Source organism: Limnoraphis robusta CS-951, assembly GCF_000972705.2.
In genome coordinates this window covers 1-12,386 of the sequence record NZ_LATL02000217.1, presented here as the reverse complement: position 1 = coordinate 12,386, position 12,386 = coordinate 1, and the positions used below count along the sequence as shown (strand labels likewise).

13 protein-coding genes and 4 pseudogenes are annotated in these 12,386 nt (G+C 43.2%); 6 read left to right on the top strand and 11 right to left on the bottom strand.

The window, feature by feature from the left end; all coding sequences use genetic code 11:
- Positions 1–50: 50 nt before the first annotated feature.
- Positions 51–574, bottom strand: a pseudogene (gene map / locus WN50_RS18520) (type I methionyl aminopeptidase); the annotation flags it as partial.
- Positions 575–877: 303 nt separating this feature from the next.
- Here map and WN50_RS32460 point away from each other — a divergent pair.
- On the top strand, positions 878–1,297 hold the full coding sequence (locus WN50_RS32460; protein ID WP_072075604.1) for a BLUF domain-containing protein: 420 nt from the start codon (positions 878–880) through the stop codon (positions 1,295–1,297).
- Here WN50_RS32460 and WN50_RS18510 read toward each other — a convergent pair.
- Positions 1,247–1,810, bottom strand: a complete 564-nt coding sequence (locus tag WN50_RS18510; protein WP_049560160.1) for a response regulator — start codon at positions 1,808–1,810, stop codon at positions 1,247–1,249. The genes WN50_RS32460 and WN50_RS18510 overlap by 51 nt on opposite strands.
- A gap of 508 nt (positions 1,811–2,318) precedes the next feature.
- Entirely contained in the window at positions 2,319–2,501 is a 183-nt protein-coding gene (locus WN50_RS18505) for a CsbD family protein (protein ID WP_046277414.1), read from the bottom strand.
- A gap of 268 nt (positions 2,502–2,769) precedes the next feature.
- Between WN50_RS18505 and WN50_RS18500 the strand changes: the two genes are divergently transcribed.
- The 4 genes from WN50_RS18500 (at position 2,770) to WN50_RS18480 (ending at position 5,829) form a co-directional block, all read left to right on the top strand.
- Positions 2,770–3,162: a CsbD family protein gene (locus WN50_RS18500; RefSeq protein ID WP_046278057.1), complete on the top strand. Its 393-nt coding sequence runs from the start codon at positions 2,770–2,772 to the stop codon at positions 3,160–3,162.
- A 115-nt stretch (positions 3,163–3,277) separates the two neighbouring features.
- A complete protein-coding gene (locus tag WN50_RS18495; protein ID WP_046278056.1) occupies positions 3,278–4,087 on the top strand; it encodes a glucose 1-dehydrogenase in 810 nt (269 codons plus the stop codon).
- A gap of 233 nt (positions 4,088–4,320) precedes the next feature.
- Complete coding sequence (locus WN50_RS18490) at positions 4,321–4,539, top strand: hypothetical protein (RefSeq protein WP_046278055.1); 219 nt, start codon at positions 4,321–4,323, stop codon at positions 4,537–4,539.
- Between the two features lie 417 nt (positions 4,540–4,956).
- Entirely contained in the window at positions 4,957–5,829 is an 873-nt protein-coding gene (locus WN50_RS18480) for a hypothetical protein (protein WP_046278054.1), read from the top strand.
- Positions 5,830–5,927: 98 nt separating this feature from the next.
- Here WN50_RS18480 and WN50_RS18475 read toward each other — a convergent pair whose 3' ends face one another.
- From WN50_RS18475 to WN50_RS18450, 8 genes and pseudogenes are all read right to left on the bottom strand, one after another.
- The gene (locus tag WN50_RS18475) at positions 5,928–6,704 is read right to left on the bottom strand and encodes a cysteine hydrolase family protein (protein ID WP_046278053.1); all 777 of its coding nucleotides are present in this window, start codon (positions 6,702–6,704) and stop codon (positions 5,928–5,930) included.
- 112 nt (positions 6,705–6,816) lie between these two features.
- Positions 6,817–7,026, bottom strand: a pseudogene (locus WN50_RS36385) (zinc ribbon domain-containing protein); the annotation flags it as partial.
- Between the two features lies 1 nt (position 7,027).
- Positions 7,028–7,393, bottom strand: a pseudogene (locus WN50_RS36380) (RNA-guided endonuclease TnpB family protein); the annotation flags it as partial.
- A gap of 1 nt (position 7,394) precedes the next feature.
- Positions 7,395–8,093, bottom strand: a pseudogene (locus WN50_RS18465) (RNA-guided endonuclease InsQ/TnpB family protein); the annotation flags it as partial.
- Position 8,094: 1 nt separating this feature from the next.
- Positions 8,095–8,432: RNA-guided endonuclease InsQ/TnpB family protein (locus tag WN50_RS33465; RefSeq protein ID WP_152964861.1), on the bottom strand; the 338-nt coding region annotated here is incomplete at its 3' end.
- 112 nt (positions 8,433–8,544) lie between these two features.
- Complete coding sequence (locus tag WN50_RS18460) at positions 8,545–10,329, bottom strand: vanadium-dependent haloperoxidase (RefSeq protein WP_049560155.1); 1,785 nt, start codon at positions 10,327–10,329, stop codon at positions 8,545–8,547.
- Positions 10,330–10,402: 73 nt separating this feature from the next.
- Positions 10,403–10,840, bottom strand: a complete 438-nt coding sequence (locus WN50_RS18455) for a secondary thiamine-phosphate synthase enzyme YjbQ (protein WP_046278051.1) — start codon at positions 10,838–10,840, stop codon at positions 10,403–10,405.
- Positions 10,841–10,970: 130 nt separating this feature from the next.
- On the bottom strand, positions 10,971–11,387 hold the full coding sequence (locus tag WN50_RS18450; protein ID WP_046278050.1) for an AbrB family transcriptional regulator: 417 nt from the start codon (positions 11,385–11,387) through the stop codon (positions 10,971–10,973).
- A 538-nt stretch (positions 11,388–11,925) separates the two neighbouring features.
- On the opposite strand from WN50_RS18450, the gene WN50_RS18445 reads away from it, so the two are divergent.
- Positions 11,926–12,342, top strand: a complete 417-nt coding sequence (locus tag WN50_RS18445) for a hypothetical protein (RefSeq protein ID WP_049560152.1) — start codon at positions 11,926–11,928, stop codon at positions 12,340–12,342.
- Positions 12,343–12,386: the final 44 nt, after the last annotated feature.

The window sequence follows — 12,386 nt, the reverse complement described above, 5'->3', positions numbered from 1 at the left end:
AGCGTTAGCTTTATATCGTCTCAAAGATTGGGATGAATTAGAGCAACTTTCTAAAAAAGCAGTCGGTTTACATAAAGTTTATGCTCATCAAAATCGATCCGAAAATCCTTGGTGACCCCGACAGAGTGCTCGAACTGGGCTGAGAGCTTGCGATCGCGGGTCACGGCGGTCCAGCCATCGCTGAGAATGGCAGCGTCCTTGCGGCCAACATTCAGCATGGGCTCGATTGTGAAGAACATGCCTTCTTTCAGCTCGGGCCCGGTTCCGGCCCGGGCGCTGTGAACGACGTTCGGCTCATCATGGAAGAGTTGGCCGAGGCCATGTCCGCAGAAATCTTCAACCACAGAGAACCGGTTCTTGCGGGCCACTTCGGAGATGGCCGCCCCGATATCACCAAAGCGATTCCCGGGTTTGACCGCCGCAATGCCCGCCATCAGTGATTCATAAGTCACATCCATCAGCCGCGTCGCGATGCGCTTGGGCTCGCCCGCGGCATACATGCGGGAATGATCCCCATGCCAGCCATCTACAATGACAGTGACATCGATATTGGCGATAAAACCATGCCGAAAAGNCACCTCACCGACCAGCATGTCGAGGCATTCGGCGACCAATCGACCGGCTTTGCGCATGCCCTCGAATCCCGCTTCGTCGTGAACGCGGATTTCGCCAGTTCGCATTGGCAACATGATGTCTGCTTCGGCCATGCCGGATACACTTTCAGATCTATTGGTTTGATTTCGTTTCTATATGCCAGCGAACGGCGGAAACTTCCAGCGCTGAAATGACCACCCGTCACGCGGCGATGTTTACCATCCGACAACACGTCGGGCTTGTATCCGATTGCGGTCCGTGTGGGCTGGGTTAATCCGGTCTCATGTATCGTTTAGTCTATGTCAGCACAGCTAAAGACGGCCTGAGTACCGAGGATATCGGTCGCATCCTGGATGTGTCTCAGTCAAACAATCATGAACGGTATCTCACCGGCTTTCTGGCGCATAATGGCCGTCACTTCATGCAGGCTCTTGAGGGTGCTTATGACGAGGTGCGCGAGATCTTTGATCGCATTCTGGTTGATGATCGCCACGAAGGCGTGGTCCAGATTCTGGGCGAGAATATCACGGAACGTGCCTTTCCGGACTGGGCGATGAACTATTTCCGCGTCGATGATCGCAGCAGCAGCGCCATGGTGATTCGCCATGACGACCCTGTCGATGGCTTGCTGCCAAAGGATATGCCGCGGGAATTACTGCATTTGTTCACCAGATTCATGCGAATCGATCCTTTGCCCGCGTAAACTCCTTGGCAACCGCTTCTTGCTACCGTTTGGGTTGAAATTGAAGCGAGGCCCTGATGTTTTCGGGTTTATTTTCCTCGGACGACGGGACGCACAATCGGAAGGCTTTGTAAGATGGCGACAGATTAGATCTTCGAGATCGCTCAACAGATAAGGTTTACTGAGGTAGTCATCAAAACCGCTCGCGAGTAAGTGTTCTCGATCTTTTCCGAAAGCCAAGCCCGTTACAGCAATTGTAGTGGTTTGGTCAAGTCGGTGATTGGCTCGAATGTGACCCAGAAGTTGTAAGCCGTCAATATCCGGTAATATAATGTCAAGTAAAATGAGCTGAGGTTGGTAATGTTCTAAAAGGGACAAAGCTTCTTGAGAGCTACTCGCACTCAGATAAGGATAACCCAAATTTTCAAGGACGCAACCAATTAGAAGTAAATTGTCTTGATTATCATCGACGGCTAAAACATAGGGTTTTTTAACCAATTGGTGAGCTAAACTCGTTAAAGCTTTCGTAGTCATACTCAGTATCGTCCATAGCAAGGGAAAACGAAGCATCCCCCCAAGTGGCTAAAAGGCACTTATTTCGGACTGGTTCGTGAGGCTTGCCCCAGGTCAGCATCCTACTGCTGGCACAACGCTCAGGAGAAGATTGCATAAGCTAGTACAAGCTAGCTGTATTATACACGATCTTTTAAAAGATTTAAATATTATTTTAGGATTGTATACAAACTGTTAGGAAGTTTAAATTAATGACACAGAAACGGGTGAGTTCAACGTCAAAATGTGATCAATCTGACCAGCTTGAGAAGATTAAATAAGTATCAATACTTATCAAATTCTTCAAAGAATGAACTCAAGAACTTGGGTTGTTTTTAAAGTGATTGAAACAGAAGTGGTTTATGTCTTTTCTGAAACTCAATTCAATCTGTATAATTTAAGAGAGTGAAATTTTCATCAGAAAAAAGGACCTAAAATGAATTAGATCCTTTCTGTCTTATGCAAAATCAGACGAAGCCTGCTGTGACCGTTAGTCTATTTTCTTTTTGACTTCATCTTTCATGTTTTCAACAGTCTGTTGAAGTTGAGCCTCAGTTTGCTTGGCTTTTCCTTCGGCTTTGTCTTTGGGATCTCCGGTAAACTCTCCCATCGCTTCTTGAGCTTTTCCTTCTAAATTTTTAGCGGTTGCTGCCACTCTATCTTCTAAACTCATTTGTTAAATACTCCTAATTTAATCTTCTGTTTTACCGTTTTTTATCTAACTAAAACTATATCAAAAAATTTTAAAATAATCACTCTATCTAGAGAGAGATTAAAAGGGGTTAAATTGACCAAAAATGTCCACAAACCTCCAATTTAGTTCTCTCTAAAGAGTGAGGTCAATTGACCTCAAACCCGTTTATTCTGAAAGTGAAACGTTGGAACAAATATTCAACGATAAATACTGAAGCTGTTGTGAAATCAACAGAGGAGATTAAACTATGAGATTTGCTCGTAAATTGCTTTTAAAATTTGGTGTTTTTGTATCATTAGCTGTATTTTGTTCAGGTTTACTAACCGCTTCATTTTTACCGGCTCAAGCCCTGAGTCTGAATACTTCTTCTATCTTAGCAACTAATTCTTCAATGGTAGACAATGTATTGGGAGAAGGTACAGCAAATAAAGTGGAAGGTAAAGCACGCCAAGCCGTCGGAGCAGCAGAACAAAATATGAAAGAAGCTCAAGCCAAAACTGAAGGTTCACTCAAACAAACTCAAGGAAAAGCACAAGAAAATGTCGGCGACATCCAACGTCAAAGCAGCGAAGCCCACAATGATCTTGAAAGAACTTCTGATAATGTAGTTGATGCGGTTAAAGATTTCTTCGGACAGTAAAACTGAGAAAGAATAGGTTTTAGTCTGAACTTTTGATGCGCTAATTTTTCCCAGGTTAAACCCTGGGATTTTCGTTAAATATTCAAGAATAAATATTAGGAGGATTAAAATCATAATGAAAGGGTTGAAAGGGAAAAATGTGTTAATCACTGGAGCTACTTCTGGAATAGGTCAGGCGATCGCTGTTCGCTTTGCAACAGAAGGGGCAAATGTAGCGATTAATTATCGGGGAAATCCTGAAAAAGTTCAAGATACAGAAGAAATGATTGATCAAGTTTGCAATCAAATTCGAGACTGTGGGGGTAAAGATATACCCGTCGAAGGTGATGTTTCTAACGAGCAAGATATTATCAGAATGTGTGGTGAAGTTGTCGAGAAATTGGGTAGTTTAGATATCTTAGTGAATAATGCGGGAATGCAAATCGCCGAAGCTTCTGATCAAGTAAAAACAGAGGATTTTGATCAAGTTATTTCGGTGAATCTCCGAGGTGCTTTTTTGTGTTCTCGGTCAGCGATTAAACAGTTTTTAAAACAGAATAATGGCGGTGTAATTATTAATGTTTCTAGTGTGCATGAGATTATTCCTCGACCTCAATATGTGAGTTATTCTATTAGTAAAGGGGGCATGGGAAACCTGACTAAAACGCTGGCTTTAGAATATGCGAGACATGGAATTCGGGTTAATGCTATTGCACCGGGCGCAACGGCAACACCGATTAATTCTTGGTCAGAAGATGAGAAAAAAAGACAAGAAGTTGAACAGCATATTCCGATGGGACGAGTCGGAACGTCTGAAGAAATGGCTGCAATTACGGCTTTTTTGGCTTCTGATGATGCGTCTTATATTACGGGTCAAACTCTTTATATTGATGGCGGACTAACGCTGTATCCAAAGTTTATGGAACCTTGGTCAGCCGGAGAATAAATGATTCAAAAATTTATGTTAATTTTATCGCCGGGTTTCTTGAAGAAATCAGGCTTATTTTTTTGATTTTATAGAATAAAACCACCAAGACACAGAGACACCAAGAGATGACCCAGAAATCTCTCAGGAGAAAGAAGAAATTTATCTCAGGTCTTATTTAAAATAAGGATGAGGTTAAGTTGTTGATTTTTTGATGATTCCTCAATGGAGGTTAATCAAGGATGTGAGAGGCTATGGAATACTTAAATCAGTCTGTTTTAAAGTTTTTTATTTGGATAGTAGCTGAGATTATCCTCAATTTTATCGGTCTTGATGACTTGGCTGATTACGGGGAGTTTGTTTTTGAAAGAAAGGTTCATATTCCTGAAACATTAATTGTTGAAATATCTATCAAAAATCACGTTGATTTTTGGAATCATTCAAATCACCGCATTCCCAGTTTTCGGATTTAAAATTAATTATTTTGTTAAAACTAAAGTCCNTAGTAGCTGAGATTATCCTCAATTTTATCGGTCTTGATGACTTGGCTGATTACGGGGAGTTTGTTTTTGAAAGAAAGGTTCATATTCCTGAAACATTAATTGTTGAAATATCTATCAAAAATCACGTTGATTTTTGGAATCATTCAAATCACCGCATTCCCAGTTTTCGGATTTAAAATTAATTATTTTGTTAAAACTAAAGTCCAGCAATGGTAATTTGACTATTTTACAATTCCTTTAAATTTATCTAAATTATCTTTACAGAAGGGTAGTTCATGTAAAACTTGGAGAGTTTCACTAAACATACAGAACGTTATAGGCTAAGATGCACAACAGTAGGCTTCATCTCGACTACTCAAGATTTTGTTAGAGTTAGGAGATTATTTTATGACTACTTTTAAACCGTTGTGCATCGCATTAACGGGAATATTGGCAGTGTCTATCCCTTTTCAAAAAGCACAAGCCGCGACTTTGTTTAGTGGTGTGGGTGACAATGCAGCAACCGCTTTTGCAGCGATGAAAGCCGCTATTGGTGGGTTGGATAATACCACTGCTATCGGCTCACAAATCGGCGGATTTCGCACGGTCAACTGGGATGGTGTATTATTAGATGGAACCGATTTTGGCGGCAATACTCAGGTGATCGTTCCTGATCAAGTGGTCGGTATTCCTGAAGATCGTTTTCTGTCTCGCGGTGCCTTGTATGATGATGTTTATATCGTCAGTGGCGATGGTTTAGAAAGCGTTAATTCCGGTGTGGCGGGTCAGTTTCCGGCTTTTAGTCCCAATAATATTTTCGTTCATTTTGGCGAAGACGACAACGAAATTGAGCAAAGTTTCACTCTCGCCGGAACCACTACCCCTGCTGCTACTCGGGGTTTTGGGGCGATTTTTCTTGATGTTGAACTTCCCAATACCAGTAGTATTGAGTTTTTAAACGGTTCAGTCAGTTTAGGGAAATATTTTGTGGAACCGGGCGGAAGTGGTCTACCGTCTTTTTTAGGGGTTTTATTTGATGAACCTGTGATCACTGAGGTTGAACTTATTTTAGGCAACAATACCATTTTTGATGTCGATCTTGACAGTAACACAATTACATCCGGCCCGGCTGATGACCCCGAAAATGGGATAGACTTAGTAGCAACTGATGATTTTATTTATGCTGAACCGGAAGTCGCCCAAGAAATTCCTGAACCTTCAGCGTTAGTTGCTTTATTCTTAGTGGGTTTATTCCCTAAATTCTGTTGGAAAAAGCAATAATTAAAACAGCAATAATTATAACGGTTTTCAGTCCGGTCAAGTATAACTGTAAGCCCTAAAAAACCCGGTTTCTCAAAAGTTACCGGGTTTTTATATATTTAAAGTTGGGCGATCGCTTGCGAAATCCCTTCCGAGTCGCAAATAAAACCAAAACATTGGTTAACATTATAAAGCGTCGCTTGCCAACAATATTCAGGTGATGTGGTTGCAGTGCCATCTTTAACTAAAATACAGTCATAGCCCAAAAAGTTGGCATCTTGCAACGTTGCCATCACACATTGATCGGCATTTACCCCGGCAAAAAATAACGTAGTTTTGCCTAAATTTCGTAAAATACTATCAAGCGGCGTATCCCAAAAGCCACTCATGCGGTATTTATCAACTCGAATATCTTCCGGTTTTTGTTCGAGTTCATCAACAACCGCCGCCGCCCAACTTCCGGCTTGTAAAACGGGTGAATTATTTTTGGGTAAGGGATCACCTAAACCCACCCCTTCGCCTGTAGGATTATAAACATGAAGCGTTGCTGGACTAATATTCAGTAAATCAGGCCGATTTCCCCAGTTGATCCAAATAACGGGAACATTTGCCGATCGCAACACGGGTAAAAGCTTTTGTAAAGGTTCGATGGGTTGACGGGCGGGCGTGACATCTACCCCTATATGGGCTAACCAACCATCAGGATGACAGAAATCATTTTGCATATCAATGACTAAAATAGCAGCTTTGGCTAAGTCTAGTCGCAGGGTTTTTGTTTCCGTAGCGAGGGTAATAGGTTGAGGTTCAACAACCGGACGAGTCAGATCCGCGATCGCATCTGTCACGCCCCAAGCATTGGGAGGCACACCTAAAGTTCGTAGAGAAGGGGAATTCATTGCCCTAAGTTTACTGAGATTTGGACTTTATTTTAGAGGATTATTGTCCTGATCAATGTTGACCTCCGACCACACGCCAACACATTCGTTTTTGGCGCGGGATTCCCAAGCCTCACAACTTGGGTTTCTGCTTCTTTCTCTTCAAAGAAGAGCTTTTCGCACCTGGCTTAACAGATTTATTCTGTTCGGCTCTTACGGTGGCTCCACAGACTGACACTGCGAGTCCCGCAGCCAAAATATTAATTGAGGCGTTAATATCGCGGTCGTGGTGAGAATTGCACTTAGGACAATCCCACTCTCTGATATTCAACGGCATTTTTTCNTCTATTTTGATTAATTCTCTTCCGTACCACTCAGCTTTGTAAGTGAGTTGTCGGACAAGTTCTCCCCAGTTCGCATCGCTGATTGCTCTGGCTAACTTGTGATTTTTCACCATGTTCTTCACAGCCAAGTCTTCAACAGCTATCGTTTGATTTTCACGAATAAGTTGAGTCGTTAACTTGTGAGTTTTGTCGCGCCTGCAATCGGCAATTTTAGCTTGAATTCGAGCTACTTTAACTCTTGCTCTCTCTCGGTTTTTTGAGCCTTTGATTTTCCGGCTTAAAGACTTTTGAGCGAGTCGGAGTTTTTTATATAGCTTATCAAAGTGCTTGGGATTAGAAACTTTCACACCATCAGACGTGGTGAACNAATTCGAGCTACTTTAACTCTTGCTCTCTCTCGGTTTTTTGAGCCTTTGATTTTCCGGCTTAAAGACTTTTGAGCGAGTCGGAGTTTTTTATATAGCTTATCAAAGTGCTTGGGATTAGAAACTTTCACACCATCAGACGTGGTGAACAGACTGGTGATGCCAAGATCTATCCCCACTTTTTTATCGATGGGTTTTAGTTTGTGGTCTACTGGATCGTCAATTCTCAAAGATACAAACCATCTACTGCTGGGGTCTAACTTGACTGTGATAGTAGAAGGACTGCATCCCTTTGGTAGTTGACGACTCCATCGAATCGGCAAAGGTTCAAAGCACTTGGCAATGTAGACTTGACCATCTCTCCACTTAAATGCAGCTTTACTAAATTCGGCACTTCCACCTAAGCGTTTTTTCTTAAAGTTCGGGTACTTTGTTCGACCTGCAAAGAAGTTGGTAAAAGCGGTTTGCAAGTGCCTTAAACTCTGCTGAAGCGGAACACTACTGACCTCGTTTAAAAAGTCTAATTCCTCCTCTTTTTTCCACTCCGTTAGCATTGATGAGGTTTGAGAATACCCTACCCGCTCTTTCTGTTTATACCACGCTTCGGTTCGCGCCGCCAGTGCTTTGTTGTACACCAGACGGACGCACCCCAATGTCCTCCTCAACAGATCTTCCTGTTCAGGAGTTGGATAGAACCTAAANAATTCCGCACTTCCACCGTTACGTTTTTTCTTGAAGTTGGGATATTTTGTCCGACCCGCAAAGAAGTTGGTAAAAGCGGTTTGCAAGTGCCTTAAACTCTGCTGAAGCGGAACACTACTGACCTCGTTTAAAAAGTCTAATTCCTCCTCTTTTTTCCACTTTGTCAGCATCGAAGAAGTTTGAGAATACCCTACCCGCTCTTTCTGTTTATACCACGCTTCGGTTCGCGCCGCCAGTGCTTTGTTGTACACCAGACGGACGCACCCCAATGTCCTCCTCAACAGATCTTCCTGTTCAGGAGTTGGATAGAACCTAAATTTGAGAGCTTTTTCAACCATGTCTTACAGTTTACCACGAAACTTGTAAGTTGTTTGTTTGGTAGCGATTCATGAGGGGCTGTGTGCGGAATTGAATTCCGCACTTTAAACGCCCCGTCCCGTCGCCAACATTTTATTTATGGCGCGGGTCTTCTCGCTTCATTAAGATAAACCCGCTCCTACCTCCTCCATTAATGAAGGTTTGGGCTTTATTCCAGACTGTTTCCCCAACTTTTCGTCCGAGTTGACGTCCGTTTAAGTCGCCATCGCGAAAATGAATCCCACCATACAACCGAGAAATTCCGGCTTGATCGGCGGCGGCGGAAAAAGTCGGCCAGGAAAGTGTTATTTCTTCAGTAGGGGTAATACCAGGTTCAAAGCGGGAACTTCCAACGGGGGCGGTATAGGAAGCCCCAAAGTGATCACTTTTAGTATACCGTTTTAACACTTCGGCGGCGGCGGCGCTGTAGCTGCTGTGTCCCGAGACATATTCGGGAAAAGGGGGAGTCGGATCATTCAGGCGTTGGTAGGGGTGCCACTGGCTACCGTCAATGGTTTGTGTGCCTTTACCGGGGCCTGCCCAAGCTTGAATTTGTTGACCGTTAAACAGGCTACGAATAGCCGATACAGGGCGAATATAATCATAGAACCGTTTGGAGTCCCAAGCCGCAATTCCCGCATCAAAAAGGGCGTTGGCAAGCATAAAAAATAGTTTGACATCTTCATCGAGACTATGGTTATCGCGTTGGGAAATATACTGCCCAATAGCCATCCATTTACCGGGAGGAAAAGAGGTTCCGGGGCCGTCTTCCCAATATTCGGCGATTATTTTGTGTTCATCGGTGAGGTTGGCGTTGTAGTCTAAGATTTCCTGGACTCGTTGACGGTATAGCGGTGTTGCCAAGTCAGGCGGGGCGGGGGGTCGAAATTGGGAACCGGAGGTTAAACCGAAGGGGATAACAGTCCCCCAGTGAGGCGTTAGGAAGGCTTGTAGGCGGCCTTTGGGGTCGTTGAGGGGAACTCGTAGGGGTTGCCAACGGTTGAGGTCGCTTAGACTCTCCGAAGGGTTAACGGGTTGATAACTCGTTGTGTCTGCGTAGCTGTTTAATTGGTTTGATCCGTCCTTGTGGCAAAAGCGAAGCACAGCAGTGCTGGCCGCTTGTCCAATTCCTCTGGGGGTTTGGGGGCTGGCGATCGCAGTTGTCGGGAATAAGCCGAGTTGCTGCATCAGATCATCAAAGACTTGCTGTTGAGTCGGGAATAAGTCGATCAGGGTGCTGTAGGCAGCATAACTGATGGCTTCACTTTTATTAGAGAGGGTGTTTTCATCCTGGGGACGCTGTAGCTGATCTGCGAGTTGGGTACCGATGGCTACGGGATCATAACTCGCCCAAGCATCAAACATGGCGGTATGCACGACTGAATAGGCGCGAGAAGACACCGTTGGGCCGGGAGAAGTGTTGCGGATGGCTTGCTGGGTGGCTTCATTCCAGAGAATCACCGTTTGAGTGGTGCGATCGCGGATCGCTGATTTTTCTGGATCAATTAAGGGTGTGAGTCCTCTAACAATTTTTTCAGAAATGAGAGAATGAATAGAATCTATCTTGGGGTGATTGTGGCGAGCAATGCGCTCGTTCAATGGGGGTATTACGAGCTGTTCTGTAATTTTACTCCATTGGAGGTGAGGATCAAGTCCTGAGTATAGTTTACGGAGTTGTATGGCTTTGGTAATCTCTGGAGATCGACGTTGCTCTTGTTGTTTCGCTTCAAACAAATGGGGGTGACAGTCGGCAAACTGATCTTTGAGTCGGCAATGATCGAGTTGGCGGTTTAATACTGTATTTTCTACTACTTCTATAGCATCCGAATGTTGGTTCAGATAGAAACTCACATCAAACAGGTTTAGGAGTTCCAGCATAAAAATCTAGCCATGAGTCAGATCTCTAGACTAATCATTTACCTATTTTTTAAATTTTGTCAAGTCTTTTGCTTTATTCTCCCATGATTTGTAGGGATACGCTGCGTGTTCGTGGCCCGTCTAACTCCAAAAATAACACGGACTGCCAAGTTCCTAAACCGAGTTTTCCTTCTACCACTGGAATGACTTCGCTGGTACTTAGCATCATCGCCATTAAATGGGAGTGAGCGTTGATCGGTTCATCGGGGGGAACGTCTCTTAAGTGTAGATCGTTATGCAGGTATTTGGCATCAGCAGGGGCTAAGGTTTTCAGGTGGACTTTGATATCCTCTAATAACCGTTCTTCATCCTCATTAATCACTAAGGCTGTTGTGGTGTGTCGGGAGAAAATCAGGACTTGGCCGTTGCTAATCCCACTCGACTCTAGACGGCTTACAATCTCCGGTGTAATGTTGTAAATGCTTATCCCGGCTTGGGTTTCAACGGAGATAAACTGATGAATGATCACCATGCTTTGCTTCTCAAGATTAATCTCGAATGATATATAAATTAACCCCGTAGCCCATACCTCATAACTTATGAGGCACTTGGGCTACAGATTTAACTGTTTTCGTCAATCACATAGAAATGAATCAGCGAATTTATTCTTCTTCGTCTTCGTCTAACTCTTGACCGGATTTCGCATCAACCTGAATGAGGTGAATATGCTTATGACCTAAGCGAATTTCAAATTGATCACCCGGTCTTAAGCCCATTGCTTGGGTGTAGTTAGCACCAATAACCAGAGATCCATTTTTATGTACGCAAGCCCGATAACTGGCTTCTCTACCTCGACCATCTGTTCGACCGGGATCTAAGGAAATTCCCTTCGCGGCTAACAGCGCGTCGTAAAATTCCGTCATATTCGCCCGCATTTGCTCATCTTTTGTGGTGGTGTAATAGCCACAAAGTTTAGCAGTCTCTCGTCTTGGCATATTACCAAGCGACTTAACTTTCTGAAGTAAAGCTTTTCCCGTCAGTGGAGCTATTGATGCTTTCTCTGTTGCTGATTTTGCCATTAGTCTACTCCGAACTTAGTTAAACAATCCTAACACGTAATTTCGTTGTTTTTTACATGATATAACCAGAAGCGCATTTTTGTGTCAGATCTTTCTGCAATTTCTGATATCTNGAGCTATTGATGCTTTCTCTGTTGCTGATTTTGCCATTAGTCTACTCCGAACTTAGTTAAACAATCCTAACACGTAATTTCGTTGTTTTTTACATGATATAACCAGAAGCGCATTTTTGTGTCAGATCTTTCTGCAATTTCTGATATCTTAACGCCTCAACTCTCCCGAAAATCTCCTCAAACTCTGTGATCTGTTCTTACTGTTAAAAGTTTACAGCCATTTTGAACCCCAAAACGGGATAGGCTGAAGTTGTAACATCTCTTTTACAGAGAAAGATTGAGTAAAGCTTAACAGAAGTTCTTCATACTGTTACATCTGTGTTGTTACTCTCAAAAAGTTGACTTAAAAATCAAAAAATGATAGACTTTTAGAGAGTTAGGGGTCAAAACTGAAATTGATCAGATAGGGCTTCAGGAGAATTTCCATGAAACTAACGAAAATAGATTTAAGTCAGATTGTTGCGGTTGGTCACAATAATGGTCAATTGGGACTACTGATTGATCGCGGAGATCAAATCGAGTATATCGAAGTTCCAGCTCCCGTTGCGGCTTATGATGGACTGCAACAAGTGTCTAATTTTGCCAACCCTAGAGCCATTTCTGGACGTGATCAATACCTGACACCTGTGACGGACTTTCAACCTTTAGATAGATGCGAAGAAAACCGTTTTTTATTCTATAAAGAAGAATCCGAAAATGCTGAACCCTTGATCGAATTAGAATGTTGTGATCAAGACGGCTATGAGTATTACCCCGTTGATCTTGAAACGGAAGAATACTCAAGCGAAACCAACAGTTGCGATCAGTTACTAAATTTTCGAGTCCCCGGTTACTCATACTAGATAGACTAAGAGACTAACTCCTCAATTACCCGTTCTAACCCGGC

What these genes read in the sequence shown, in the direction of transcription:
- WN50_RS18500 (WP_046278057.1), top strand. Translation starts at nt 2,770, where the DNA reads ATGAGATTTGCTCGTAAATTGCTTTTAAAATTTGGTGTTTTTGTATCA.
- WN50_RS18445 (WP_049560152.1), top strand. Translation starts at nt 11,926, where the DNA reads ATGAAACTAACGAAAATAGATTTAAGTCAGATTGTTGCGGTTGGTCAC.
- WN50_RS18450 (WP_046278050.1), bottom strand. Translation starts at nt 11,387, where the DNA reads ATGGCAAAATCAGCAACAGAGAAAGCATCAATAGCTCCACTGACGGGA.
- WN50_RS18490 (WP_046278055.1), top strand. Translation starts at nt 4,321, where the DNA reads ATGGAATACTTAAATCAGTCTGTTTTAAAGTTTTTTATTTGGATAGTA.
- WN50_RS32460 (WP_072075604.1), top strand. Translation starts at nt 878, where the DNA reads ATGTATCGTTTAGTCTATGTCAGCACAGCTAAAGACGGCCTGAGTACC.
- WN50_RS18480 (WP_046278054.1), top strand. Translation starts at nt 4,957, where the DNA reads ATGACTACTTTTAAACCGTTGTGCATCGCATTAACGGGAATATTGGCA.
- WN50_RS18460 (WP_049560155.1), bottom strand. Translation starts at nt 10,329, where the DNA reads ATGCTGGAACTCCTAAACCTGTTTGATGTGAGTTTCTATCTGAACCAA.
- WN50_RS18510 (WP_049560160.1), bottom strand. Translation starts at nt 1,810, where the DNA reads ATGACTACGAAAGCTTTAACGAGTTTAGCTCACCAATTGGTTAAAAAA.
- WN50_RS18455 (WP_046278051.1), bottom strand. Translation starts at nt 10,840, where the DNA reads ATGGTGATCATTCATCAGTTTATCTCCGTTGAAACCCAAGCCGGGATA.
- WN50_RS18505 (WP_046277414.1), bottom strand. Translation starts at nt 2,501, where the DNA reads ATGAGTTTAGAAGATAGAGTGGCAGCAACCGCTAAAAATTTAGAAGGA.
- WN50_RS18495 (WP_046278056.1), top strand. Translation starts at nt 3,278, where the DNA reads ATGAAAGGGTTGAAAGGGAAAAATGTGTTAATCACTGGAGCTACTTCT.
- WN50_RS18475 (WP_046278053.1), bottom strand. Translation starts at nt 6,704, where the DNA reads ATGAATTCCCCTTCTCTACGAACTTTAGGTGTGCCTCCCAATGCTTGG.